General features: G+C 68.1%; 23 protein-coding genes. 8 read left to right on the forward strand and 15 right to left on the reverse strand.

Annotated features, from left to right (window positions below):
- Nucleotides 1-25 precede the first annotated feature (25 nt).
- From folD to ASE22_RS10550, 4 genes are read right to left on the reverse strand one after another with little or no spacing between them, the layout of a single operon-like run.
- Nucleotides 26-931 (reverse strand): bifunctional methylenetetrahydrofolate dehydrogenase/methenyltetrahydrofolate cyclohydrolase FolD, encoded by a 906-nt coding sequence (gene folD, locus ASE22_RS10535; protein ID WP_056358494.1) that lies wholly within the window; start codon nucleotides 929-931, stop codon nucleotides 26-28.
- Nucleotides 932-954: 23 nt separating this feature from the next.
- Nucleotides 955-2,373, reverse strand: a complete 1,419-nt coding sequence (locus tag ASE22_RS10540; protein WP_056358496.1) for an aldehyde dehydrogenase family protein — start codon at nucleotides 2,371-2,373, stop codon at nucleotides 955-957.
- A gap of 17 nt (nucleotides 2,374-2,390) precedes the next feature.
- A complete protein-coding gene (locus tag ASE22_RS10545; protein WP_056358499.1) occupies nucleotides 2,391-3,314 on the reverse strand; it encodes a DUF6282 family protein in 924 nt (307 codons plus the stop codon).
- Nucleotides 3,311-4,231: a hypothetical protein gene (locus ASE22_RS10550; protein ID WP_056358502.1), complete on the reverse strand. Its 921-nt coding sequence runs from the start codon at nucleotides 4,229-4,231 to the stop codon at nucleotides 3,311-3,313. Before ASE22_RS10550 ends, ASE22_RS10545 begins: the two co-directional genes overlap by 4 nt.
- A 221-nt stretch (nucleotides 4,232-4,452) precedes the next feature.
- Here ASE22_RS10550 and ASE22_RS10555 point away from each other — a divergent pair, with 221 nt between their 5' ends.
- The 3 genes from ASE22_RS10555 to ASE22_RS10565 are packed head-to-tail and all read left to right on the forward strand — an operon-like array spanning nucleotide 4,453 to nucleotide 7,857.
- Nucleotides 4,453-6,639, forward strand: coding sequence for an acetate--CoA ligase family protein (locus ASE22_RS10555; RefSeq protein ID WP_200933272.1), 2,187 nt, complete (start codon nucleotides 4,453-4,455; stop codon nucleotides 6,637-6,639).
- 28 nt (nucleotides 6,640-6,667) lie between these two features.
- On the forward strand, nucleotides 6,668-7,528 hold the full coding sequence (locus ASE22_RS10560; protein ID WP_200933271.1) for a p-hydroxycinnamoyl CoA hydratase/lyase: 861 nt from the start codon (nucleotides 6,668-6,670) through the stop codon (nucleotides 7,526-7,528).
- Entirely contained in the window at nucleotides 7,528-7,857 is a 330-nt protein-coding gene (locus ASE22_RS10565) for a carboxymuconolactone decarboxylase family protein (RefSeq protein WP_056358509.1), read from the forward strand. The genes ASE22_RS10560 and ASE22_RS10565 overlap by 1 nt, the downstream gene beginning before the upstream one ends.
- Nucleotides 7,858-7,983: 126 nt before the next feature.
- Here the strand turns inward: ASE22_RS10565 and ASE22_RS10570 are convergent, their stop codons facing one another.
- The gene (locus tag ASE22_RS10570; RefSeq protein ID WP_056358511.1) at nucleotides 7,984-8,778 is read right to left on the reverse strand and encodes a CoA-transferase subunit beta; all 795 of its coding nucleotides are present in this window, start codon (nucleotides 8,776-8,778) and stop codon (nucleotides 7,984-7,986) included.
- Between the two features lie 2 nt (nucleotides 8,779-8,780).
- Nucleotides 8,781-9,665, reverse strand: a complete 885-nt coding sequence (locus ASE22_RS10575) for a CoA transferase subunit A (RefSeq protein ID WP_056358514.1) — start codon at nucleotides 9,663-9,665, stop codon at nucleotides 8,781-8,783.
- Nucleotides 9,666-9,837: 172 nt separating this feature from the next.
- On the opposite strand from ASE22_RS10575, the gene ASE22_RS10580 reads away from it, so the two are divergent.
- On the forward strand, nucleotides 9,838-11,034 hold the full coding sequence (locus ASE22_RS10580) for a helix-turn-helix transcriptional regulator (RefSeq protein ID WP_082545802.1): 1,197 nt from the start codon (nucleotides 9,838-9,840) through the stop codon (nucleotides 11,032-11,034).
- Here ASE22_RS10580 and ASE22_RS26185 read toward each other — a convergent pair.
- Complete coding sequence (locus ASE22_RS26185; protein WP_056550275.1) at nucleotides 10,948-11,706, reverse strand: SDR family NAD(P)-dependent oxidoreductase; 759 nt, start codon at nucleotides 11,704-11,706, stop codon at nucleotides 10,948-10,950. The genes ASE22_RS10580 and ASE22_RS26185 overlap by 87 nt on opposite strands.
- 132 nt (nucleotides 11,707-11,838) lie before the next feature.
- Between ASE22_RS26185 and ASE22_RS10590 the strand changes: the two genes are divergently transcribed.
- The 4 genes from ASE22_RS10590 to ASE22_RS10605 all read left to right on the forward strand — a co-directional run bounded on the left by ASE22_RS10590 (nucleotide 11,839) and on the right by ASE22_RS10605 (nucleotide 17,700).
- Entirely contained in the window at nucleotides 11,839-12,972 is a 1,134-nt protein-coding gene (locus ASE22_RS10590) for an LLM class flavin-dependent oxidoreductase (RefSeq protein WP_056358837.1), read from the forward strand.
- A 181-nt stretch (nucleotides 12,973-13,153) separates the two neighbouring features.
- Complete coding sequence (locus ASE22_RS10595; protein WP_056358521.1) at nucleotides 13,154-15,436, forward strand: TonB-dependent receptor; 2,283 nt, start codon at nucleotides 13,154-13,156, stop codon at nucleotides 15,434-15,436.
- Between the two features lie 108 nt (nucleotides 15,437-15,544).
- Nucleotides 15,545-16,639, forward strand: a complete 1,095-nt coding sequence (locus ASE22_RS10600; protein WP_056358525.1) for an NAD(P)H-dependent amine dehydrogenase family protein — start codon at nucleotides 15,545-15,547, stop codon at nucleotides 16,637-16,639.
- 8 nt (nucleotides 16,640-16,647) lie between these two features.
- Nucleotides 16,648-17,700 (forward strand): amidohydrolase family protein, encoded by a 1,053-nt coding sequence (locus ASE22_RS10605; protein ID WP_056358528.1) that lies wholly within the window; start codon nucleotides 16,648-16,650, stop codon nucleotides 17,698-17,700.
- On the opposite strand, the gene ASE22_RS10610 is transcribed toward ASE22_RS10605, so the two are convergent.
- Genes ASE22_RS10610 through ASE22_RS10645 form a run of 8 tightly spaced genes read right to left on the reverse strand, consistent with a single transcriptional unit; the run spans nucleotide 17,657 to nucleotide 26,216 of the window.
- The gene (locus tag ASE22_RS10610) at nucleotides 17,657-18,514 is read right to left on the reverse strand and encodes an SDR family NAD(P)-dependent oxidoreductase (RefSeq protein ID WP_056358531.1); all 858 of its coding nucleotides are present in this window, start codon (nucleotides 18,512-18,514) and stop codon (nucleotides 17,657-17,659) included. The two genes, ASE22_RS10605 and ASE22_RS10610, sit on opposite strands and share 44 nt — an antisense overlap.
- A gap of 7 nt (nucleotides 18,515-18,521) precedes the next feature.
- Complete coding sequence (locus ASE22_RS10615) at nucleotides 18,522-19,781, reverse strand: MFS transporter (RefSeq protein ID WP_056358534.1); 1,260 nt, start codon at nucleotides 19,779-19,781, stop codon at nucleotides 18,522-18,524.
- Between the two features lie 22 nt (nucleotides 19,782-19,803).
- Nucleotides 19,804-20,499: a dienelactone hydrolase family protein gene (locus tag ASE22_RS10620; RefSeq protein ID WP_056358538.1), complete on the reverse strand. Its 696-nt coding sequence runs from the start codon at nucleotides 20,497-20,499 to the stop codon at nucleotides 19,804-19,806.
- Between the two features lie 17 nt (nucleotides 20,500-20,516).
- Nucleotides 20,517-21,095, reverse strand: coding sequence for a hypothetical protein (locus tag ASE22_RS10625; RefSeq protein WP_056358540.1), 579 nt, complete (start codon nucleotides 21,093-21,095; stop codon nucleotides 20,517-20,519).
- Complete coding sequence (locus tag ASE22_RS10630) at nucleotides 21,092-21,850, reverse strand: SDR family NAD(P)-dependent oxidoreductase (protein WP_056358544.1); 759 nt, start codon at nucleotides 21,848-21,850, stop codon at nucleotides 21,092-21,094. The genes ASE22_RS10625 and ASE22_RS10630 overlap by 4 nt, the downstream gene beginning before the upstream one ends.
- Nucleotides 21,841-23,979: a hydantoinase/oxoprolinase family protein gene (locus ASE22_RS10635; protein WP_056358840.1), complete on the reverse strand. Its 2,139-nt coding sequence runs from the start codon at nucleotides 23,977-23,979 to the stop codon at nucleotides 21,841-21,843. The genes ASE22_RS10630 and ASE22_RS10635 overlap by 10 nt, the downstream gene beginning before the upstream one ends.
- Nucleotides 23,972-25,732, reverse strand: coding sequence for a hydantoinase B/oxoprolinase family protein (locus ASE22_RS10640; RefSeq protein WP_056358547.1), 1,761 nt, complete (start codon nucleotides 25,730-25,732; stop codon nucleotides 23,972-23,974). The genes ASE22_RS10635 and ASE22_RS10640 overlap by 8 nt, the downstream gene beginning before the upstream one ends.
- A gap of 1 nt (nucleotide 25,733) precedes the next feature.
- The gene (locus ASE22_RS10645; protein WP_056358550.1) at nucleotides 25,734-26,216 is read right to left on the reverse strand and encodes a hypothetical protein; all 483 of its coding nucleotides are present in this window, start codon (nucleotides 26,214-26,216) and stop codon (nucleotides 25,734-25,736) included.

Genomic DNA, 26,216 nt, shown 5'->3' on the forward strand with positions numbered 1-26,216 from the left:
CGCCCTCCATGAAAACGTTCGGATTCTAGTCCCGGGCGGGCTCGCGCATCTCCGCCGCCTTTACCGTATTGGCGAGCAGGCAGGCGATCGTCATCGGGCCGACGCCACCAGGAACGGGGGTGACCGCGCGCGCGTGGCGGACTTCGTCATAGGCGACGTCGCCGACCAGCCGCGTCTTGCCGTCCTCGCCGACCATGCGGGTGATGCCGACGTCGATGATCACCGCGCCCTCCTTCACCCAGAATCCCTTGACCAGCCGGGGCGCCCCGGCCGCGGCGATGATGATGTCGGCCTTGCGGACGATGTCGGGCAGGCCGCGCGTCTCGATATGGGTGACGGTGACGGTCGCCTCGCGCTCGAGCATCAGCATCGCGATCGGCTTGCCGACGATGTTCGACTTGCCGATCACCACCGCGTCGAGCCCCTTCAGGTCGTCGATCACGCTGTCGAGCAGCATCATCACGCCGAGCGGGGTACAGGGCACGAGGCCGTCGGCACCGGTCGACAGGCGGCCGACATTGACCGGATGGAAGCCGTCGACATCCTTCGCCGGATCGATCGCGCTCAGCACCATCGCATCGTCGATGTGCGCGGGCAGCGGCACCTGGACGAGGATTCCGTGGATCGTCGGATCGGCGTTGAGTCGCGCGATCAAGGTGAGCAGCGCGTCCTGGCTCGTCTGCACGGGAAGACGATGCTCGGTCGAGACGATGCCGACCCGCGCGCATGCCTCGATCTTGCGGCCGACATAGACCTCGCTCGCCGGATCATTGCCGACCAGCACGACCGCAAGGCCTGGCGCCGCGCCGTCGCGCGCGACGATGGCGCGCACGGCGGCGGCGGTTTTGTCATCGAGCGAGCGGGCGATCGCCCGCCCGTCGATACGTTCTGCCTGGGCCGCGCTGTGCAGCGCGGCGTGCTTCACGGCCATGGTCTTCTCCGGCTTCGGTCCGGTCAGACGAGTTCGCCGAGGGAGACGCTGACAATCTGTCCCTGCGTATATTCCTCGAATCCCGCCTCACCCATCTCGGTGCCGATACCGGACTGTTTCGCGCCACGGAAGGGGACTCGCGGGTCGACGCCCTGCGGGCGGTTCACCCACACGGTACCCGAACGGACCCGCAGCGCGAGGGTGCTGGCGCGATCGATGTCGGTCGCCCAGATCGTGCCGCCCAGGCCATATTCGGTGTCGTTGACCCGTTCCAGCAGTTCGTCGATGTCGCTGTACTTGAGCACCGGCAGCACCGGTCCGAACTGCTCCTCGCGGACCAGCGGTGCGTCGTCGGCGATGTCGCGGACGATGGTCGGGCGGATGAAATAGCCGGGGCCGTCCATCGGTTCGCCGCCAGCGACGATCGTGCCGCTGCTCGCCGCATCCTCGATCAGCGCGGTGAGCTTCTCATATTGCTGACGGTTCTGGACGGGGCCGATCTGGGCGCCCTGGCGCGTGCCGTCGTCGACAACGGTTTCGCGCGCGATGCGGCCGAGTTCCTCGCAAAACTCGTCATAGATCGCCTCGGGCACATAGGCGCGCTTGGTGGCGATGCAGACCTGGCCCGCATTGCGCATCGCGCCATCGAACACCTTGCGGGCGATTTTCTTGGTGTCGACATCGTCGAGCACGATCGCGGCGTCGTTGCCGCCCAGCTCCAGCGTCACGCGCTTCAGCGTCTCGGCGGTCGACGCCAGCACCTTCTTGCCGGTCGCGGTCGATCCGGTGAAGGATATCTTGGCGATGCCGGGGTGGCTCGACAGCGCCGCGCCCAACTCATTCTCGTCGCAGACGACGTTGAACACGCCGGCCGGCAGCACGTCGCGGCACAGCTCGCCGAACATCAGCGTGGTCAGCGGCGTCGTCGGCGCGGGCTTGGCGACCATCGTGTTGCCCGCCATGAGCGCCGGTCCGACCTTGTTGACCAGCAGCACCAGCGGGAAGTTCCACGGGGTGATCGCGCCGACCACGCCCAGCGGCACGCGATGCTCGACGATCCGCTGCCGGCCGTCGTCGCGCAGCAGCTTCGGTTCGAGCCGCATCGTGGCGAATGTGCGCAGGATGTTGACCGCGCCCTTGACCTCCCCCGCCGCCTGGTCGAGCGGCTTGCCCTGCTCGGCGGTCAGCACCGCGGCGAAGTCGTCGATCTTCTCGTTCAGAGCGTCGGCGATGCTCGCCAGCAGCCGGGCGCGTTCGTCGATCGGGGTCGCCGCCCAGCCCGGGAAGGCCCGCTTCGCCGCGGCCACCGCCTGGTCGAGGATCGCGAGGTCCGCCTTGGGGCACTTTGCGAAAGGCTTGCCCAGCGCGGGATTGATCACGTCGAAGGTCGAGGCACCGGGGACGGCCTGTCCATCGACAAGCAGGAAATATTCGCGTTCCATTATAGCTCCTTGCGCGGTCAGGCAGTCTGCAGCGTCACCGGCTCGGCGGCCGCGCTGCCGGTCTCGTCGAGACCCATCAGCGCCGCCGCGTTGCCGCCGATCATGCGCCGGATATCGGCATCGTCGAACGCCAGATCAATGAGCATCTGGATGACGTAGCGCAACCCCTCGACCGGCGTGGGATTTCCCACCTGCCCGAGATCCGACCCGATAATCGTATTGGCGACCCCACCGGCGTCGATCAGGGCCTTGAGCCCTTCCTTGGTGTAGTTCTTTCCCTGGACCCCGGCCCACATGCAGCAGCTATGCTCGAGATAGGCGCCCATCGCCGCCAGTTCCTTCATGTCGGCATGGTTGGCGTCGATCAGGAAAGTCGGATGGTTGACCAGCAGCCGGGTGACGCCGCGCGCCTTGGCCTCAGCGAACAGCGGCCAGATCTCGCTGATATGGAGATGCCCCGCCGACAGCACCGCGTCGTAGGACGCGATCTGGTCGAGGATGATCTTCACCTCGTCGAGCAGCGCACCGCGATCGTCGATCACGGTCAGCGCGCGCGGGGGCAGCATCTTCTCCTTGGTCGGCAGGAACTGCTTGCGGTGCGAATGGCGGATATGGTTCGCGGCCGAGAAGGTCGGCATCCACACCAGCCGCGCGCCGAGCTTGAAGCCATGCTCGACCGCATAGGGGTTGATCCCCCCGCTGGTGTTGTTGAGCGGCACGCCGGTCAGCAGCATCACCTTGCCCGGCATCGTCTCCTTGAGCAGCTCGGCGACCGGGGTGACCGAATAATAATGGTCCTTGAACAGGATCGCGCGCAGCCCGGCCGCCTCGCCCTCGCGGATCGCCTCGACATGGTTGAGGCGGCGCGGCATCACCGAGGGGCCGCTGTGGCAATGCAGGTCGATCGCGCCCTTCAGGAGCTCGCTGATACGGTCGGTCATGCGCCTTTCTCCTGGTCGTCGGCGGGCATGGGATAATCGTCGGCGTTGAGCACCCAGCCCGGCTTCATCGAGAAGTCGCGACGCGGCGGGCAGAAGGTGTCGAGCAGCCGGTTGAGCCCCGGCGCGACGCCCTGCGACGTGTGGGTGGCCGGCGGCGGGATCACCGCGACCGACGGCGCGGCACAGCGTTCATGGTCGTCGTCGATCCACTGGGTCGAGTCGCTGATCCACGGCCAGCGCAGATGGTGGACATAGTCGCCGTCGAGCGCGATCGAATATTGCTCGAAATCGGCATGGTGGTGCGGCGACAGATTGTCGGGCGCGCGCGGCCCGACCCGGCCGTCGCCGAAGTTCACCATGATCGTCGACCCGCGATAGAGGCGGCCGAAACGGCCCTCCTGCGGCGGGACATTGCCCGAATAGACGCGGATCTTGCGGCCGCCGACCGGATCGGGCCAGGCGGCGAAGGGCGCGACATTGGGATCGGGTTCGGCATAGGCGGCGGCGTTGGAGCATTTCGCCACCAGGTCGGCCGACCGAGTCGTGAACAGGCGCATCAGCCGACCGCCCTTCACCACGACGATCCGGCTCCGCCCGGCGGGCACGAAGGCGACCGCCTTGTCCGCGACGGTCTCGGTTCCCTCGTCGATCTCGATCCGCAGCTCGACGCCGTCGTCGGGCAGGACAACGGCATATTCGTCGCACTGGTCGGTTCGTTCGAACACCGCCCCCGCCTCGACCTCGCTATAGGCAACGATCATCGTCTGCCCGCGCGCATACCAGTCGCGGCTGAGCGCCGACGCCTCCTGCGGATCGGCGCCATAGAAGAGCGCGTAGCTGGCTTTCTTGAAGGCGGTCGGCACCGGGCCGGACTGGGCGGGGGCCAGGCTGGTCCTCAGATCATTGCGTCCGTACATCGGACCGTCTCTCCCACATCATGTCAGCCAAGCTTAGAACTGTCGACAGGCTGGTTCCAATCGCTTATAACAGCCTCGCTGATAAATGTATAGTATTGAATGATATCCGTCTATTTCATATCCTGATTCTATCATTAACCGGCGAAATCGGCATTGGACCGCGCGCGCCGGAACGCCGCAAGGGACACAGCGCCGGAACGGCCGCCCAGGGGAGAAGAGCTTTGCCGCATGCCGATGAGAGCGATGTCGAAGGTGGTGCGGCCGTGCTGAACCGGCCCGGCGGAAACGGCGCACAGGCGGATATCGCATCGGACGTCGCGGCGGGCCTCGCGCGGATGCTGCGCCCCCGCTCGGTCGCGGTCGCCGGCGCCTCGCCCGACCCGAAGACGATGGGCGGCGCGGTGCTCGCCAATATCGAGCGATTCGGCTTTGCCGGGCCGGTCCACCTGATCAGCCCGACCCGCGACGAGATCAACGGGCGGCCCTGCCTGAAAAGCTTCGACGATCTTCCCGAGGGCGTCGACGCGGCGGTGCTCAACGTGCCGCGCGCGGCGATCCTGCCGGCGGTCGAGGCCTGCGCGCGGCGCGGGGTCGGCGGCGTCATCGTCTTCGCCTCGGGCTTCGCCGAGGCCGGCGAGGAAGGCCGGCTGGAGCAGCTCGAGATTGCCCGCCGCTGCCAGGAGGCCGGCCTGGCGATGCTGGGGCCCAATTGCCTGGGCTTCGTCAACTATGACGCCGGCATCGCGCTGAGCTTCGAACCGATCCAACCGGCTGCCACGATACGCCCGCGCAACGTCGCGGTGGTCGCACAGAGCGGCGCCACCGCATCAGGCATGCGCGCGGCGATGCAGGGGCGCGGCATTTCGGTGTCGATGTCGGTCGCGACCGGCAACGAGGCGGTGGTCAAGGCCAGCGACCTGATCGAGACGATCGTCGCCGCGCGCGCCGCCTCCGCGATCGCGCTCTATGCCGAGCAGATCCGCGAACCCGCCGCCTTCCTGGCCGCCGCCCGCCGCGCCCGCGCCGCGCGCATCCCCATCATCCTGCTCCATCCGGGGCGCAGCCAGCGCGGCCAGGCGGCGGCGCAGTCGCACACCGGGGCGATGGTCGGCGACTATGCGCTGATGAAGAGCGCGGTCGAGAACGAGGCCGTCGTCACCGTCGCGACGATGGACGAGATGCTCGACACGGTGGCGATGCTCCACCGTTTTCCCGAACCGCCGCAGGGGCGCCTCGCGATCGTCACCAATTCGGGCGCGATCCGGGGAATGGGTTACGACTTCGCCGAGGACATCGCCCTCGACCTCGCCGATATCTCCGCCGCCACCCGCGCGCGGATCGCCGAGGCGCTGCCCGAGGGCATGGAGATCGACAACCCGCTCGACGTCGGCACCACCGGCTTCGTCAGCGGCGCGATCTTCGGCAGCTCGACCGCGGCGATGCTCGCCGATCCGGCGGTCGGCGGCGTCCTGCTGGCGCTGGCCGGCGGCGCCCCGCCGCAGCAGCGCGCCAAAGCCGAGGCGGTGATCCCCGAGGCCGTCGCCGCGACCAAGCCCGTCGCGATGGCGATCATCGGCGACGAATCCCCGCTCGATCCCGAATTCCTGGCGGCGATGCGCGAGAGCGAGACGCCGCTGTTCCGATCCCCCGAACGCGCGATGCGCGCCTTCGCCGCGGTCGGCCGCTATGCCGACGCCCTCGCCGCCGCCGGCGATCGCACCCCGGCCGCGACCGGCATCGAAGGCTGGGTCGAGAGCGGCGTGAAGCCGGAATATGTCGGCAAGGACTTCCTCCGCCGGATCGGCATTCGCGTGCCGGAAGGCGGTCTGGCCGTCACCATCGAGCAGGCACTGGAGATTGCGGGCCGGATCGGCTTCCCGGTCGTGCTCAAGGCGCAGGCCGCCGAACTGTCGCACAAGAGCGACATGGGCGGCGTCATCCTCAACCTCGCTGACGAGACCGCGCTGCGCGCCGGCTGGGCGACGCTCGCCGCCAATGTCGGCACGGTGCGGCTCGACGGCGTGCTCGTCGAACAGATGTCGGCGCCGGGGCTGGAGATGATCGTCGGCGCGCGCCACCATGCCGAATGGGGCGCGTCGATCCTGGTCGGGCTCGGCGGCGTGCTGACCGAGGCGCTCGACGCCACCATATTGCTGCCCGCCGATATCAGCCATGCCCGCGCCGTCGAACGGATCCGGGCGATGCGCGGCGCGAAGCTGCTCGGCGCGTTCCGCGGCAAGCCGGCGCGCGACGTCGACGCGGTCGCCGAGGCGGTCGTCCGGCTCGGCGCCGCGATGCGCGCCGGGCTCGGCATCGAGGAGATCGATATCAACCCGCTGATGGTCCACGCGGAAGGCGAAGGCGCGGTCGCGCTCGATGCCCTGCTGGTCACCGGCACCCCGAACTGAACCGACGAGAGAGGAAGAGATGGCCACCATGACCGCACCCACAGCAGAGAAGCCCGTCCCCGGCGGCAACGACGTCCTCGTCAAATTCGACGAGGGCATCGCCTGGGTCCACCTCAACCGCCCCGACAAGCGCAACGCGATGAGCGTCGGGCTGGCGCGCGAGATGAACGCCGTGCTCGACGCGCTCGAGATCGACGACCGCTGCAAGGTGATCGTCCTGACCGGCAGCGGCGAGGCTTTCTCCGCCGGCATGGACCTGAAGGATTTCTTCCGCGCCACCGACGCCATCTCGGACGTCGAGCGCCACCGCGCCTATCGCGAGACCCGCGCCTGGCAGTGGCGGACGCTGATGTACTACGCCAAGCCGACGATCGCGATGGTCAACGGCTGGTGCTTCGGCGGCGCCTTCACCCCGCTGATCTGCTGCGACCTCGCCATCGCCGACGAGACCGCGGTGTTCGGCCTGTCGGAAATCAACTGGGGCATCATCCCCGGCGGTGTCGTCTCCAAGGCGATCTCCACCCTGATGGGCGACCGCGAGGCGCTCTATTATGTGATGACCGGCGAGAAGTTCGACGGCAAGCGCGCCAGCGAGCTCGGCCTCGTCAACGAGGCGGTGCCGACCGACAAGCTCCGGGAGCGGACGCGCGAGCTGGCGCTGATCCTCGCCGACAAGAACCCGACGGTGCTGCGTCAGGCGCGCATGGCCTATAAATATGCCCGCGAGATGAACTGGGAGCTGGCGGCCGAATATCTGACCGCCAAGGGCGACCAGACCACCTTCGTCGACGTCGAGAAAGGCCGCGCCCAGGGCATGACCCAGTTCCTCGACGAGAAGACCTTCAAGCCCGGCCACGGCCATTACAACCGCGACGGCGGGGACGCCTGATGAAGCGGCCGAGCGGCGCGAAGGGGGACGAGCTTTCGGCGGTCGTCCCCGCCTTCACCGAGATGACCGACCGCATCCTCTACAATGAGGTGTGGGAGCGCCCTGGGCTGTCGAAGCGCGACCGCTCGCTCCTTACCGTCGCGTCGCTGATGACGGCGAACCGGCATCAGCAGCTCGAGGCGCATATCGGCCTCGCGCTCGACAACGGCGTGACCAAGGAAGAGATGGGCGAGGCGCTGCTGCACCTCGCCTTCTACGCCTCCTGGCCCGCGTCGGTGACGGCGTCGCGGACCTTCCTGGAGGTCGTGAAGAAGCGCGAGGGGGCCTGACGGCCTCCTCTTTCTCTCACCCCGTCTGCTAAATCCGTCCGGGAATCCACCGGCCGGCAGGCGCATGGCAAATGCTTGCGCCGTCTTGCTCCCCTCCCGGGACAGGGAGGGGAGCTGCTTACCGCCTCACGCCCATTCGGGCCGACCCGGCGGATTTCCCTTGATGATCGTCGCGCGCACATTGTGCGGATCGAGCTTCGCGATCACCGCCAGTTCCTCGTCGGTCGGCGGCGGAGTCTCGACCTTCTCGCCGCCGTCCAGATGGATCGCGAAGCCGGTATTGTCCTGCACCTCCTCCAGCGTCACGCCGGGATGGAGCGACACCAGCCGGACCGCATGGTCGGGGCCGCCGAAGTCCATCACGCAGAGGTTGGTGACGATGATCCGAAGCTCCAGCTTGAAGGGCTTGCGCCCGCCCGGCCAGCGCGCCGGATTATAGCCCGCCATGCAGACATAATCGACCTCGCCCTCGACGAAGGCCCGCTTGTTGTGCGCCGGGAAGAAGAAGCTGTTCGGATGGTGGACCGAGTTGCCGGGGAAGCCGCGCGCGCCGAGCAGCGCCGCCTTCGGATGGGCATGGTCGCCGATCACGCTGATGTTGGTCTGTCCGAACCGGTCGATCTGGACGGGCGCGACCATCGCGTGGCGGCGGCCACACCAGAGATTGTCGAAGGTGCGCAGATAGGGCGCCCAACCCTCGACCACCGGCTCGTAGCCGTCGCGCGGGCCGAGCGGCACCGGATCGCGCGCGAACCAGTTCTCACCGTCGGTGATCATCAGGCTCGGATTGTAGAGCGTCTTGGCGAGCCCCGCCGCGAGGCGCGGCAGCGGGGTGATGCCGGTGGCCAGCCATTCGGGATCGTCGGCCCATGCCTGAGCGGCCCGGGCGACGATGAGCTCCGCGAGCGTGTGATGCGCCATGGTCAGTACACCGGCCGGGGAGCGGCGAGGATCGCGTCGCGGCCGCCGACCGCCTCGACATAGGCGGCGTGGCCGACGTCGACATAGCCCGCGTGATAGGCATTCCATGCGTCGTCGCTTTCCGCCGATGCGACATAATGGCGAAGATGCTTCATATCGATCTCGTAATCGGGGGCTGCGCTGGTCGGATGCGCGCCGAACGGCGCCTCGGCGACGCCGGTGACGAGCGCACGCTCGAACGGGTGGAAGCGGGCATTGCCCGGCAGGCCGAGTTCCTTCGTCTCGACGATGCGCTCGGCGCTGAGGAACACCTGCCTGGCGGCGCGGGCCATCAATTCGTCGAAGAAAGGATCGGGCGAAAGGGTCAGCACGTTGCCGATCTCGTCCGAACGGTGGACGTGCAGCAGCGCGGCGTCGAGCTGGATCGCCGGCATCGCGATCAGCTCCTCGCCATCGTCATAGGGGCTCTTCACCATGCGGAGCTCGGGCCGCTCGGCGACCGAGGTTGCGATGCCGCAGCGGGTCGGCAGGAAGGGCAGCTGCATGCCGGCGGCACGCAGGCCCCAATGCAGCATCCCCTCATCCATTTCCCACACCTTCAGGCCCGACTGGCGCGCCTTCTTGAAATGCGGTTCGATTGGGATGTGGTCGAGCGAGACGAAGGCGAAGACCAGCTTCGCGATCTTTCCGCTCGCGGCGAGCAGGCCGACATCGGGCCCGCCATAGGACACTACGGTCAGGTCCCTGACTTTCGACCGGGCGAGCGCCCGGACCAGCGCCATCGGCTTGCGGCGGGTCGCCCAGCCGCCGATCCCGATCGTCATCCCATCGGACAGGCGGTCGATGATGTCATCGATCGACATTCGTTTGTCGAACGCTTTCGGCATGTCTCTCTCCTCTGCCATCCGTTTGCTAAGCGATCGCTTGGTTGTCAACATCGTCCGGAGGCTCCATCCAAATTATCAGGCGCTACGGCGCGAAAATCGCGGCTCGATTGTCGACCGGACATTCGCTTGATAAGCTGCGCGAAAATCCGACTCGGCCGGAGGAGGAGAGGACATGGCTGCAAGGGACGAGACGCCGCCCGCGGCGCTTCTCGAGACGCTGTACGGCGGTATCAACGACGTCGCGGCGTGGAACCGCTTCCTGCTGGCCTTCGCCGACCATCTGGGGGCGAGCCGGGCGATCCTGCTCTTGACCCGGGCCGGCGACGACCGGCCGCGCGAGATATTGTCACCGGGCAGCGACCGGCAGCGCGCGGCGCTCTATGTCGACCGCCATTTCGCGACCGATCCCTTCGTCGGCCTGCCCCAGACGCGGGTCGTCTCCTTCGGCGAATTCCTGAGCCGCCGCGCGGCCAGCGACATCCGCGCGATCCGTTCCTACCTGTCGCAGACGGTGGGCAGCCAGATATTGGGCGTCGACATCGCGCCGCTGCCCGGGCTGGTGGCGCGCGTCCGGGTCGCGCGGCTGCTCGGCCTCGACGACTTCGGCGGGCGCGAGCGGGCACGAATGGAGGCGATGGTGCCGCATCTGGCGATCGCGTTGCGCGGCCTGGCGCTGACGATGCACAAGGATGCCGAATGCGCGATCCTGCGCGACGCGCTGGCGGCGAGCGGACAGGGCACGCTGGTGATCGACCGCGACCGCAGAGTGATGGTCAGCGACGGGATCGCCGAGGCGCTGATCGCCCGACGCGCGGGCCTGAGCGCGCCCAACACCCGGCTGCGCCTGTCGACCGCCGCCGCCGACCGCCAGCTCGGCGCCTATCTCGACGCGGGACCGATCGGAACGGACGACCGCGGCTGCAACCTCCTGGTCGACGGGGGTGGCGAGGATCGACCGATCGCCGTCGCGGTGCGACCGATCCGTCCGGCGATGCCCGTCTGGACGACCGACCGCGACCTGCTGCTGCTGCGGGTGCGCGATCCGTCGCGCCGGGTCGGATTCGACGCCGCCACGCTGCGCGCGGTGCTGCCGCTCACCCTCGCCGAGGCGTCGGTGGCGGCGGCGATGGCCAATGGCGAGACGCCGCGCGCCGCCGCGACACGGCTGCGCGTCTCCTACAATACGGTGCGTGCGCATCTCCGCGCGATCTTCGCCAAGACGGGGACGACGCGCCAGGCCGAGCTGGCCACGCTTGTCCGGAAGCTGATTCCGTCCGAGCTTCTAGCGACCGGCGCCGATCGCGGCGCTCATGCCGACATCGGCGACGATCGCCTGTCCGTTGATCGCCGCCGCCGCGCGGGACAATAGGAACAACGCGATCTCGGCGATATGCTGCGGATCGAGCGGCCCGCCGACGGGGAGCACCGCCAGTTCCTCCGGCGACACCAGCGGCGCTTCGTCGGTCACCCCGATCATCGGCGTGTCGACCCGGCCGGGGCAGATCGCGTTGACCCGCAATCCCCGCGCGGCGAAAGCGGGCGCCGCCGAGCGGACCAGCCCGAGCACCGCGTGCTTGGTCGCGGCGTAGATCGGCCCGCTCGGCAACCCCATTACCGCCGCCAGCGAGGCGGTGACGACGACGGCGCCGCCTGGCCGCACATGGCGCAGCGCGGTCGCCATGCCGTTCAGCGGACCACGAAGATTGACCCCGACGAGCGGATCGAACCGCGCCATGTCGATCGCGTCGAAGGACTCGGCCGGGCCGAGCATCCCCGCATTCAGATAGACGCCGTCGATCCCGCCGAACTCGCCCGCGCAGGCGGCGGCGACCATCTCGTTGTCCTCTGCGCTCGCAACGTCGCAGCGCATCGCGAGCGCGCGGCCGCGCTCGGCACGAATGCGCGCGGCCACCGCCTCCGCCCGGCCGACGTCGATGTCGGCGAGCAGCACGGCCGCGCCCTCGCACGCCAGCCGCCGTGCCGTCGCGGCGCCGATCCCCGACCCCGATCCGGTCACGATCATCGCCTTGCCCGCAAACATTCCGCCTCCTCCGTCCGACCGGCATCACCGTCGCCCGCCGCCGTAGCGCGGTCATCGTCCAACTGGACGACGCGGCGGCGGCCCGGCGTGGTGACAAGGGCACATCCAGACGAGCAGGCAGGAACCGACGGCATGAAATTCTCGATCATCTACGAGGCGCAGATGGTGGACACGTCGCGCGAGAACGAGGCGCGGGTCTTCCACGAGATCGTCGAGCAGGCGCTGCTCGCCGAGCAGCTCGGCTTCGACACCGTCTGGGCGGTCGAGCACACCGCGCTCACCCAATATGCCCATATGTCGGCGCCCGAGACCTTCCTGGCCTATCTGGCAGGCAGGACGACCCGGCTCGGCATCGGCCATGGCGTGGTCTGCCTGCCGCCGGCGATGAACCATCCGGTCAAGGTCGCGGAGCGCATCGCGACACTCGACATATTGTCCCGCGGCCGGGTCCATTTCGGCATGGGCAAGGGCGGCACGCAGCAGGAAGCCGGGACCTTCGGCTATGAGCTGGCCGATCTTCCGCCGATGATCACCGAGTCGATGTACCTGATCCCCCGGATCATGACCGAGGAGGTGGTGTCGCATGACGGCACCTATGTGAAGATCCCGCCGCGCGAGATTCATCCCAAGCCGTGGCAGACGCCGCATCCGCCGATCTACATGGCCTGCACGAAGGACGATGCCCTGCTGACCGCCGGGCAGCGCGGGATCGGCGCGCTGGTGCTGGCCTTCAGCGGTCCGGCCGAGGTGACGCGCAAGAGCGCGATCTATCGCGAGGCCTATGCACGGCGCGATCCGGCCGAGCAGGTCGGCTTCCGCCCGATCGAGCATCTCGCCGCGCTGTGCCCCACGATCGTGCTGAACGATCGCGAGCGCGCCCGGCGCGTCGGCCTGCGCGGCCAGCGCTTCTTCGTCGAGTCGCTGGCGCACTGGTATCAGGGGGGCCCGCGTCCCAGCGCCGAGGACCTGAGCGCCGACGAGAACGCCGCCGCCCTGGCCGAGCGCAAGGCCAATGTCGTTGCCTATATCTCGGACGAAAAGATCGAGTCGTCGCCGCGCGAGACGATCCACGACATAGCCGACGACGCCTATGGCGATGTCGACGACTGCCTGCGCCATGTCCACCGCCTCGCCGAGGCCGGAGCGGACGAAATATTGTTTCTTTTCCAGATGGGCGGAATTGCCCATGACGACATCATGGAAACGATCCGGCTGATCGGCCAGCATGTCATACCGGCCTACCGGGCGGCGAAGGCCGCCGCGTGATCGGGAGACGTGGATTTCGGCGGGATAGCGCCGCAAGAACCAAGCGATCGCTCTATCAACGTTGAAACGTGAAACGATCGGGCATTTTTATCCTTATCTACACCGGCGTCTTGACTTGTTTTGAATAACAAGCAATCACTTGGTGAACAAAACAGATCGTCCTTGGGAGAGGGGTGGAAGAATGACACGCAAAGCAGTGTGGAGCATTTTGGCCGGCGCTTCGCTGACCGCGTTGGCGAGCGGCGCATTGGCGCAGGCCGTGCCCGATCAGGGGGCGGACAACCAGCGCCAGGGCCTTGAGGAAATCGTCGTGACGGCCCGCCGTCAGGCGGAGAATCTGCAGACGACCCCGGTGTCGGTGTCGGCGGTGTCCGAGAAGATGCTCGAACGCGCCAACGTCACCCAGATCGACCGGATCACCACGATGGTGCCGAACGTCTCGATCCAGCAGCAGTCGGGCTTCCTGGGCGGCAACACCGCCTTCATCCGCGGCATCGGCACCCAGGAGCCGCTGCTGACGGTGGACTCGCCGGTCGGCATCTATATCGACGGCATCTATGTCGGCCGCAGCAACGCGGCCAACTTCGCGCTGGTCGACCTGCAGCGGGTCGAGGTGCTGCGCGGGCCGCAGGGTACGCTGTTCGGCCGCAACACGACCGGCGGCGCGATCAGCATGACCACAAAGGATCCGTCGAGGGAGATGGGCGGCGCCGTGAAGCTCGGCGTCGGCAACTACAGCGACCGCCAGGCGGCGGTCCGCTTCGACACCGGCGAACTGGGCGGAAGCGGAATCGCCGCGACGCTGTCCTACCAGCACCTCCAGCATAACGGCTATACCAACAATCCGTTCGCGCCGAGCAAGGCTTCGTCGCCGGGCGCTCTCAACAGCGACGCGGTATGGGCGAAGGTGAAGGGCGAATGGGGCGACTTCAGCGCCACCTACATCTTCGACTATAACGACCTGCAGGGCCTGCCGATGGCGCAGCAGCCACGCTTCCTGTCGGCCAATGTCCGCGCCTATTATACGAACGCCACCAATGGCGATCGCTTCCTGAACAATGTCAGCGAGAAGTATAAAGGCACGCTCGGCACCTTCGTCAACGAACGGCAGCATGTGAAGGTCTGGGGCCACGGCCTCACGCTCGAATATGGCGTGTCCGATGCGATCCGCTTCAAGTCGATCACCGGCTTCCGCTCCTATCGCGGCGATCCGCTGGGCAGCTTCTATGGACCGCCGGGCGTCTTCGGCCCGACGACCGCCGGCATCCAGGAGGTCAACCCCTTCCTCAGCGTCGACAAGGTCGAGGAAACCGACCAGGTGTCGCAGGAATTCCAGATCCTCGGCGACACCGGCCAGTTCAAATATGTCGCTGGCCTCTATTACTTCAAGGAAGACGGCTCGACGACCAACCCGTCGCGTTCGACCTTCGTCTCCTCGCCGACGCTGGCGACCAACACCTCGTCGGTGCTGCAGTTCGATTTCAAGGCGAAATCCTACGCTGCCTTCGGCCAGGCCAGCTATCGCCCGGCAGCGCTCGACGACAAGCTCGAGCTGACAGCCGGCGTCCGCTATACCAAGGACAAGAAGGAAGTTAACCAGATCCGCTCTGTCGCCCGCAGGGGCAACAACACCTTCAACAATACCTCGTTCAACGCGATCGTCTCCTACCAGTTCACCGACGGCGTGATGAGCTATGTCCGCTACGGCACCGGCTATCGCTCGGGCGGCTTCAATACCCGCGCCTCGGCGACGCAGAACTTCGTCTTCCTGCCGGAAAAAGCGAAGACCGTCGAAGGCGGTATCAAGACCGAGTTGTTCGATCGTCGCCTCCGCTGGAACGCTGCGGTCTTCAACACCGACTATAGCAACCTGCAGATCACCCAGTTCGTCACCACCACCGGCGGCAACAGCGGCGGCTTTACCTCCAACGCGAAGGCCCGTTTCAGTGGCTTCGAAGCCGAGCTTCAGGCGGTTCCGGTCACGGGCCTGACCCTGTCCAGCAGCCTCGGCTATGTCGACGCGAAGTATAAGGTGTTCATCGCTCCCAATCCGGCGGCACCGGGGACCTTCTTCAATGCCGCCGACCAGAGCGAGTTCCCCTATGTGCCTAAGTGGACCGGCAATGCGAGCGCGCAATATGAGGGCGAGGATATCGGTTTCGGCCGGCCGCTCGCCCGGCTCGCCTACTCCTACATGAGCAACCGCTTCTTCCACGCGAACCAGTTCTCGGGGAACCCGCTCTACCGGAAAATCCGCTCGGGTGCGAACCGCCGCGTGGACGGACGCGTCGGCCTGACGGAGATCCCGATGGGCGGCACGAAGGTCGACCTGTCGGCCTATGTCGACAACATCTTCAACAAGCACAACATCATCTCGGGCATCGACTTCGGTGCGCTGGGCTTCGCGATCAACAGCTACGCGCCGCCGCGGCGCTACGGCCTCGATCTCAAGGTCAGCTTCTAAGAGAACGGGGGACCGGGAGCCGTCCAGGCCAACAGCTGGGCGGTTTCCGGTTTGGGGAGGGCGTCGTCGATCGGCGCCCTTTTCAAATTCCTGGACGGGAGAAGGGCAATGGCAATTCGGGTCGGCCAGTGGGCCACGGGCAATGTCGGCAAGAACGCGCTGCGATCGATCATCAGCCATCCAGCGCTGGAGCTGGTCGGGCTGGTCGTCAGCGATCCCGCCAAGGTCGGCAAGGATGCCGCGGAGATCTGCGGTCTCGACACGCCGACCGGCATCATCGCCACCGATGACGGCGCCGCGCTGATCGCGCTGAAGCCCGACTGCGTGTCCTTCTGCTCGGCCGGAACGTCGGGGCGCGAGGGAGTGACCACGGGCGACCGCCAGTCCGGCGCGGCAGACCAGATGTGCACGCTGCTGCGCGCCGGCATCAACATCGTGTCGACCGCCATCATCCCCCTGGTCCACCCCGGCAGCGCCGATCGGGACATCGTCCGCCGCCTGGAGGATGCCTGCCGCGAAGGGGGTACGACCTGCTTCACCTCGGGCCTCGATCCCGGCTTCATGCACGACATCCTGCCACTCACCCTGTCGGGCGTGACCCGCCGGATAGACAGCATTCGGGTCAGCGAAGTGATGAGCTACGGCATCTGGGACAAGCCCGATGCGATCACCGGGAAGTTCGGCTTCGGAAAGTCGATCGACCTGGTACCGCCGATCGCGCAGCCCGGCGTGCTCGACATCATGTGGGGATCGGTGGTGCGGCTCATCGCGGAGCAGCTCGGCATCAAACTCGATCGGACCGAGGAGTTTCACGAACTCCACCCCGCCCCCGAGACCTTCACCATTCCCGCGGGCACGATCGAGAAGGGGACATCGGCCGGCATCCGCTTCGAGGTGCGCGGCATGGTCGGCGACAGGGCGGTGGTGGTGGTGGAGCACGTTACCCGGCTGCGGGTCGAGGATGCCCCGCACTGGCCGAAAGGCCCGATCGGCATGGGCGGCGGCTATCGGGTCCAGATCAAGGGCGACCCCGACTGGACGATGGAGATCGGCAATCCCGGCTATGCGGACCCGACCATCCCCGGCACGCTTGCGACCGCGCTGCGCATCGTCAACGCCATCCCCGTCGTCTGCGCGGCGCGCCCCGGGGTGGTGACCCCGTTCGATCTGCCCCACATCACCGGCAAGGGCCTGGTACGGTAAGCGGGGAGATGCGCCCGATCACCGGCGACGACGACGTCGCGATTGAGCCCGGTCTGGCGATCGTCGATCCGCACCACCATCTGTGGGACGGCATCGCCGCACTGGGCCCCAAGGGCGGCCGCTTCTATCACGCACCCGACCTGCTGGCCGATCTCGGCGCGGGCCACCGGATCGTCCAGACCGTCGCGATCGAATGCCATGCCCATTACCGCGAGGACGGACCCGCGAGCTTGCGCCCCGTCGGCGAAACCGCGTTCTTCCTGGCTTCGGCCGAGGGCGCTTCGCCCGGCCTGTGCGCGGGAATCGTCGGCCATGCCGACCTGCGGCTCGGCGACGCGGTGACGCCCGTGCTCGAAGCCCACGCCGCTGCCGGCAACGGCCGCTTCCGCGGCATCCGCCATTCGGCAAACTGGGACGGCGATCCGGTGTTCGAGGCCTGGCCGCGCCGTCCGTCGCCCGGCCTGCTCGCCGACACGGGCTTTCGGGCAGGCTTCGCCCGGCTCGCGCCGCTGGGCCTCTCGTTCGACGCGTGGATCTTCCATCCGCAGATTGGCGAGCTCGCCAATCTTGCCGCCGCCTTCCCCGACACGGCGATCATCCTGGACCATGTCGGCGGGCTGCTCGGCATCGGCGGCCATGGCACCCGCCCGGCCGAGACCTTCGCCGCCTGGCGCGACGGCATGGGCAAGCTGGCGGCGCGGCCCAACGCGCTGGTCAAGATCGGCGGCCTGGGCATGCCCTTCGGCGGCTCGCCGCTCCACATGCGCGAGCCGCCCGCGAGCGTCGCCGAGCTCGTCGAGGCCTGGCGCCCGGTGGTCGAGACCTGTGTCGAGCTGTTCGGCGCCGAACGCTGCATGTTCGAGAGCAATTTTCCGGTGGACTCGGCGACGTGCAGCTATGTCCGCCTGTGGAACGCCTTCAAGCGGATCAGCGCCCGCTGGTCGACGGACGAACGGACGGCGCTGTTCTCGGGAACCGCGCGGCGGGCTTACCGGCTGCCCGACGCCGACACGGCGATCAGTCCCCCAGCAGCCGCTCGCGCAGCGCGGGATCCGTCATGAACACCGGCAGGCCGTCCGCATCGTTATAGGGCGGCCGCGCCAGCATGCCGCCATCGACCGCGATCGTCTGTCCCGACACATAGGCGGCGAGATCGGACAGCAGGAACAGCACCACTCCGGCGATGTCCCCGGGCAGGCCGCGCCGGCCGAGCGGCACCACCGCCTTCGCCGCGCGATCCTTCTCGTCGGTGCCGCCGTCGAAGCGTTCCCGCCCGATCTTGGCGGTAGCGATGCTGCCCGGAGCGATCGCATTGACCCGGATCCCCGCCCCGCCCCATTCGACCGCCATCGTCCGCGTGAGGTTGATGAGCGCCGCCTTGGCGGCGCCATAGCCCGCGCCATAGGGCATGCCGACGATACCGGCGGCCGAGGCGATATTGACGATGCTGCCGCCCTGGCGGTGCGCGACCATCGCGCGCGCGACGGCGCGCGAGGCGGCCAGGGTCGGCACGGTGTTGAACCGCATCAGCCGGTCGAACGCCGTCATCGCGTCCTCGCCGAGCAGCGGCGCGATCAGGTCCTGGCTGGTGATGCCGCCGACGACGTTGACCAGCCCGCGCAGCGGGCCCGCCTCGGCCGCCGCACTCTCCAGCGCCGCCCTCAGCGCCTGTTCGTCGGCGAGATCGGCCTGGACGATCCGGTGGTGCGCGCCATGCGCCCCGAGCGCCTCGGCCGCGCTCGCGCAGCCGATATCGGTCTTGTCTATCGCCAGCACCGTCGCGCCGGCCTGGGCCAGCAGGACGCCGGCCGCCGTACCGATCCCGCCCCCGCCCGCGCCGGCGACGACGTGGAGTTGTCCCTTCAGGTCGATCATGGCGCGCCTATGCCGCAACGGCGGGTTCGCGATCGCCCCGGGGCGGCTTCCTGTCGGCGCGGAAGGCGAACAGCGCCCCCAGCACGATCAGCGAGCCGAACAGGATGAAAGCGGTGTGGATGCCCATCATTATCCGCAGCGGGTGCATGATGAACGGGTTGGCGAACTCGCCCAGATAATGCGCCGGCGCAATGAAGCCGACGGCGCGGCCCCGCTGCTCCGGGGTGACCCGCTCGAGGATCTGCTGCGAGAGATAGGGCGTGGCGATCCCGGCGCCGGCGCCCATCATCGCACAGGACAGGGCCATCGCCCAGATGGTGGGGATGCCGCCCATCAGGACGATGCCGCCGCCGAGCAGTAGCAGCGCCAGTACGAAGGTCATCGGCCCCGATATCCACGTCCGCAGCCGCCCGTAGTTCCACGAGCTTATCGTGAACAGGATCGTCGAGATGGAGATCAGGGTCGACTGGAGCGTCGGCCGGGTAATGCCGTTGGCGGTCATCATGAAGGAGCCCTGCACCACCGACATGAAGGCGGCGGCGTAGATCGGAATCATGATAAGCAGGATCGGCCAGATACGGCCGAACGCCCCGGCCCCCGCCGCACGGGCATGGAGCGAGACGGGCTGGTCGGGCCAGCGCCCGAGCAGCGCGATCGGCACGAACAGCAATAGGGTCGCATAGAGGCCGTAGGACCAGCGCCATTCGATATGTTCGGCGATATATCCCGAGATCATGATCGATCCCATCGAGACGACCGCCGCGACCGACGCCTGATAGCCGAGGATGCGAGCGAGGATCCGCCCCTGGAACAGCAGGCCCGCGAGGGTGAGCAGCGCGGTATAGCCGCCCGCCGCGCCGAAGCCGACCAGCAGGCGGGTGAACAGGAACAGTTCGATGCCATGCGCGAAGGCACCCGCCATTCCCGCTACGCCCATCAGCAGCGCGCTGCCGACGATCACCATGCGGATGCCGATCCGCTCGATCAGCCAGCCGGCGATCGGCCCGCCGATGATCACCCCGATGCAGGGGATGGTCACCATCATCTGCGCGGCGAACGCCCCCGATTCGCCACCGCCGAAATGCCTGGCCACGGCGGGGATGATCGGCACGACGGGCGTTCCCATCATCGCGGTGAAGACCGGCGGCACGAGCACGAGCAGCAGGGCGAGGAACGCCCTCGCCCGGCCCATCGCCGTGGGGGCTTCGGCGAGGAAGCCGCGCAACCGCCGTCCTTCCGGCTGGTGTGCGTCCACTACGATCGCCATTCTTCTCTCCTCGGTCCGCGCTCTAGTCGCGCAGATGGTGCTGTAGAAAACCCTCGGTCCGCGCCTGCGCGGCGGCGGCGGCGGCGGCATGGAAATGGACGCCCTCCGATCGCGCGAAGGCGTGGTGCGCATCGGCATAGACATGCACGGTCAGCGCCGGGGTCGTGCGGGCGCGCTCGACCAGCGCCGCCTGCGCCTCGGCCGGGACGAAGCGGTCGAGCTCGGCGACATGCAGCATGGTCGGCGCGAAATCGGCGTCGATCGCATCGAGCACATGTTCGATGCCGATCCCATAATAAGCGATCGCCGCATCGGCGCCGCCATGCGCCGCCGACAGGAAGGCCAGCTTGCCGCCCAGGCAATAGCCGATCACCCCGACCTTGCCCGAACAGCCCGGCTGGGCGCGCAGCCACTCGACCGCGGAGCCGATGTCGCGCACCGCCTTGTCCTCGTCGAAGCCTTGGTGCAGCGACATCGCCTTGTCCCAGCCGGCCGGGGTGTCGGGATCGAACACGGCGTTGCGTTCCTGCCGCCACAGCATGTCGGGGGCGATCGCCAGATAGCCCTGTCGCGCCAACCGGTCGCAGATGCCCCTTATGTCCTCGTTGACGCCGCGGATCTCCTGGATGACGACGATGCCCGGCGCAGGTCCCTCGGTCACCGGGCTGGCGACATAGGCATCGAAACGGTCCCCGTCGAAGCTGTCGATCTGCGCCATTGCCCCGTCTCCTTCCTTCAGACCGATGCCTGCTCGCCGTCGATCAATATGCTGTTGCCGGTGGCGCCGAAGCCCGCCCCGGCGGTCGCGGCGGCGATGCCGGCGATCTCGCCCGCCACATCGGCGTCGGCGGTAGCCAGCTGCGCGGTGGACAGGATGGCGCAATTGACGCAGACGCCACGGGCGCGCCATGCCTTGGCGACGGCCTTGGCCATCGTCCGGATGCCCTCCGCCGCCATCGTCTGCGCCGCCGTCCCCGCCAAACCGACCATGCCGATATTGGGCAGGACGATCAGCACCGCGCCGCCCGGCTCGCGCAGCCGCCCGGACGCCGTCGCCAGCAGTAGCCGGACGTCGTCCATCGGCCGTTCGGCCAGGTCGATCCACGCATCTTCGGCAAGGCCGGCGAAATCCGTGGTGCGAACATCGGTGATCGGCAAGGCGACGATCAGGTCGGTCGCCCCCGCCGCGCCCGACCCGGACAGGTCGTAGCCGGCCCGATCGACCGCGAAGCCCGCCGCCTCGATCGCCGCCGCGACCGAATGCACCAGGTCGCCCTCGCCCGCCACGATCGCCCGCCGCTTGTCCCCGCTCATAGCATATAGGCTCCGCCCGTGAGGATCAGCGTCTGGCCGCTGACGAACCGGCTCTGCGCGCCGAGCAGGAAGGCGACCCCCGATCCGATGTCGCTTTCGCAATCGCCGATGCGGCCGAGCGCCGCCCGGTTGGAGATCACCGGCACCATATGCGGGTGCAGCGCGAAGAATTTGTCCATCGCCGGGGTCAGCGCGACCGGGGCGATACCGTTGACCCTGATACCCATCGGCCCCCATTCGCGGGCCAGGCTCTTGACGAAGCCGCGCTGCGCGCCCTTCATCGCCGAATAAGGGGCGAGCGAGGGATTGCCCTCGATCCCCGCGTTCGAGGTCAGCACGACCAGGCTGCCGCGGCTGTCGCGCAGCGCCGGGAAGGCCGCCTGGGCGCAGTAGAGCGTGCCCCGGAAGCTGACCCGCATCTGATCGTCCCAATTGTCCTGCGGCACGTCCTCGATCGCGACCGGCACGCTCGAAAAGCCGCTGACCGCGTTGTGGACCAGCCCGTCGAGCCCGCCGAAGGCGGCGATCGTCCCGGCGATCGCGGACTCCACGCTGGCCCGGTCGCCGACGTCGCAGGTCAGCGCCAAGGCCCGCCCGCCGCGCGCGCCGATCTCGTCGGCGACCGCCTGGGCGGTTTCGATCCGCCGCGCGGTGACCGCGACGGCGGCGCCCTCGGCCGCAGCGGCAAGGGCGATGCCACGGCCGACGCCCTGCGCCGCGCCGGTGACGAGGACGGAAAGTCCGTTCAGAGACATGTGACGAGCTTCTCCCCGATCGATGCCCGATCCTCGAGGCGGTGGCGCTCGATCACGAGATTCAGGTGGCGATCGACCTCGACGACATAGCCGGGCGGGCAGATCGTGGTGGACTCGGGTTCTTCGATGATCGCCGGCCCCGCGAAGGCATCGCCCGGGCTGAGCCGTGCACGATCATAGACCTTGGTGTCGACGAAGCCGCCGGCCGCGGTGAAATAGGCGGGCCGCAGCCGCTTCACGGCCTGCTCGGCATCGCCGGGCCGGGGGGCGTGCGCCGCCTGCTCGGGCTTGCGGACATGGGCGACGACCCGGACCTTGCAGTGGACCAGCGTGCAGCGATCGGTCGGCCGCAGCCCGGCGGTCGCAGCGTAGAGCTCGCGGAAGCTGGTCTCGGCGGCGGCGATGACGGCGGCATCGATCGGCCCGTCCGGGATCGGAATGGTGAGGTCGAGCACCTGGCTCTCGAAGCGGATCGACACCGCCCGCTCGACGACGATCCCGTCCTCGAACCCGTCGCGGCGAAGCTGGTCGCGTCCCTCAGCCTCGAGCTGGGCGAGTTGTGCGTCGAGCGCAGCAAAATCGCCGCGCGAGACGTCGGCGGCCATGGTGATCTGGTCATAGGCCATGTCGGCGACGAGCAGGCCGAAGGCCGAACGGACCCCCGGCGACGGCGGGATGATCACGGTCGGGATGCCGAAATGCTCGGCCACGCCGACGACGTGGAGCGGGCCGGCGCCGCCCGAGGCGGTCAGCACATATTCGCGCGGATCGATGCCCCGCTGAAGCGTGACGATGCGGATCGCCGAGGCCATGTTGGTGTTGGCCAGCATGTGGATGCCGCGCGCCACCTCGGTCGCCTCGATGCCGAGCTTCGCCGCCAGCGCATCCGCCGCCGCGCGGCTGCGCTCGGGATGGATCTTCATCGTGCCGCCGAGGAAATAATCGGGGTCGAGATAGCCGAGCAGCAGATTGGCGTCGGTCACCGTCATGCCGGTGCCGCCGAAGCCGTAGCAGGCCGGGCCCGGCTCCGAGCTGGCGCTTTCCGGGCCGAGCTGGAGGAAGCCGCCGCGATCGACCCAGGCGATGCTGCCGCCGCCCGCGCCGACTTCGGCCAGGTCGATCACCGGCACCTTGATCGGCTCGCCCGCATCGCGGCCGCCGGCGCTCGCCTTGCCGCCGACCCGGAAGTCGTTGGTGATACGCGGCTGGCCGTTCTGGACGACGCCGGCCTTGGCGGTGGTCCCGCCCATGTCGAACGAGATGAGGTTGTCGAAGCCGCAGACGCGGCCGAGCTCGGCGGCGGCCATGATGCCGGCGGCCGGGCCGCTCTCGATCATGTAGGCGGCCTTCTGCGCGGCCGCGGCGGCGGTCATCACCCCGCCGCTCGACTGCATGATCTGGAGCGGCCGGGCATAGCCGAGCTTGCGCAGCTCCTGCTCCAGCTCGTTGACATAGCCCGAGAAGGTCGGGCCGATATAGGCCGACAGCACCGCGGTCGAGGCCCGCTCATATTCCTGATATTCGGGCCAGATGTCGGACGAGATGCAGACATAGGCGCCGGGCATGTGGCGGCGGGCGATCTCGGCCACGCGCCGCTCATGATCGGGATTGGCATAGCCGTGCAGCAGGCAGATCGCGACCGCCTCCGGCCCCTTGGCGGCGAGCGCGGCGATCCGCGTCTCGGCGTCGGCGGCGTCGAGCGGCGTGACGACATGACCGAGATGGTCGATACGCTCGTCGATCTCGGCGACCATGCCGCGTGCTACGAGCGGCTCGGGCCGGCGATAGCTCAGGTCGTAGCGGTTCGATCCGATCGGCTTCTGCTTGCTGATCCGGAACATGTCGCCGAAGCCGAGGGTGGTGACGAAGCCGACCTTGGCGCCCTTGCGCTCGAGGACGAGATTGGTCGGCAGGGTCGTCGCATGGACGACCCGGTCGAGCTGGGCGCCGGTCGCCCCGACCAGCGCCAGCGCGTCGCGCACCGCGGTCATCACGCCCTGCACCGGATCGTTCGGGGTGGTCAGCGTCTTGACGTTGCGCACCGTGCCGGTCTGGCTGCACACGATGACGAGATCGGTGAAGGTGCCGCCGACGTCGACGCCGACGAAATAGCTGGATGCCTCAACCACGGCGCCGCTCCTCGGTCGCCGCCACATCGATGTCGGTACCATCCGCGTTGAGCACGACCCCGTAAATCTCCCTTGCCGCCTCGACCGAGACGATCCCTTCTTCGAGGTCGGCGAGCACCAGCGCCGGATCGCGCTCGCGCGGGTCGCCCAGTCCGCCGCCGCCGGGGCACATGATGGTCAGCACGTCGCCCGCCTTCAGCCGATGGTTGGTGATCTTGCCCGGCAGCGAATATTCGCCCGCGCTTCCCTGGTTGACGATCCAGGCCGCGCCGCTGCCGGCCATCCCGCCGTCGAGGCCGGGCGGCGGACGGTCGAAGCGGTCGGTCGCCCGCGCGGTGATCACCACGTCGGTCTGGAACTCGATCTCCTTGACGAGCCCCGCCCCGCCCCGCCAGCGGCCGGGACCGCCGGTGTCGGGCGCGAGCCGGTAGCAGCGGTAGCGGACCGGGTGGCCCCACTCATAGCCTTCGAGATTCCGCTCATAGCCGGCCTGGCCGTGGAACAGCAGCGGCAGGCCGTCGCCACCGTCCTCGCCGTACCGCGCGCCGCACGAGCCGAAGCAGACGTCGAGCATGCTCCACAGACCAGTGCCGTCCGGGGTCGCGCCCTGGATGTTGAGGGTGTGGACCGTGGCGCCCGGCGCCATCGTCCTGGTCTCGTCGATCACCGACAGCGCCTGCAGCACCGCGTCGATCACCGCTTGTCCCGTCGCCAGCCGGATGTTGCAGGCGGACGGGTAGGAACAGTTTACCACCGTGCCTTGCGGCATCAGCACCTCGATCGGACGATAGAAGCCCTCGTTCATCGGGATGGTCGGATCGAGATGGCAGCGCAGCGCATAGTTGATGCACGATAGGGTCTGCGACGCGGTCGAGTTGATCGCCCCCGTCGCCTGCTTCGCACTGCCGGTGAAGTCGAGCCGGCATTCGGTCCCGTCGATCTCGATCCGGACATGGACCGGATAGTCGCGATCGGGGATGATGCCGTCATTCTCGACCGTGAAGCTGCCGGAATAGACGCCGTCGGGCATGTCGGCGAAGCCCTGGCGCACCAGCCGCTCCGAATAGTCGAGCAGTTCGTCGATCATCTCGCCGAGCGGCCCGTAACCGAACTTGCCGACCATCTCGGCCAGCCGCAGCGCCGCGACGTTGCCGCCCGCCGCCAGCGCGTTGATGTCGCTCATCAGCTTGGCCGGGGTCCGGCTGTTCGAGCAGATCAGCCGGGTCACCGCCTCGTCAAGCTTGCCCGCACGGTAGAGCTTGGTCGGCGGGATGGTCAGTCCCTCGTGAAAGCACTCGCTGGCATTGGCGGGCAACCCGCCCGAGGACATGCCGCCGAGGTCGGACACGATCATCATCAGCCCGCAGTAGAAGGCAGGCTTGCCGTCGTGGAACACCGGGCGGAAGGCGCCGACGTCGGTGGGATGGACGCCGCCGGCGAAGGGATCGTTGACGATCAGCACATCGCCCTCGACGAGGGTCTCGGGCGGATGATCGCGCAGCACGGCCTGCAGCATGGCGCGCAGCGCGGCCGAGTGCATGATGCCCACCTCGGTCTGCGCGATCAGCCGCGCCTGCGCGTCATAGAGGGTGCAGGCGATCTCAGCCGAGGCCGCGACGAAGGTCGATCCCGCGCTGCGGGCGGCCCGGATGCCGGCCTCCTGCGCGACCAGCATCAGGCTGTTCTTGACGACTTCGCACAGGATCGGGTCGAGCGCCCGGGTCGTATCGATGGCACCGGTCGCTACGCTCACCTCAGTTGTTCCTTGTATCCTTGAGCCAGTCCGGCATGTCGATCGGCGGATTGGGGAGCGGGACGATGCCCTTGTCGGCGAGCAGCTTCTCATAATCGTCGCGGTTCGCGGGGAAGGAGCGCGGGTCGCCCATCATCACCTCGAACAGCTTGACGCCGTTGGGACCTGCGACGAACGGGCCGAAGGTGTCACCCCGGTCCAGCGCGATGTGCGTGCCCGCGGGACAGTGGATGTCGCCGCACATCATGTCGCCGTCGATGACGAAGACGACATGATGGCTGTTGTGGCCGTGCGGGCGGACGACCATGCCCGGGTCCCATTCGGCGTAGAGCGAGAGATATTTGTCCGAGAACTCCATCCACTTCTCGCGGACCGAGGCGGTGCGGTCACCCTGCTGCTGGCGGCGGACCTCCTGCCATTTGAAGTCGTCGAGATGGGTGAAACGGGCCTTCTTGTTGATGTCGGGATCTGCGGTCTCGTCCAT

The organism is Sphingomonas sp. Root720, from assembly GCF_001428605.1.
GTDB lineage: Bacteria > Pseudomonadota > Alphaproteobacteria > Sphingomonadales > Sphingomonadaceae > Rhizorhabdus.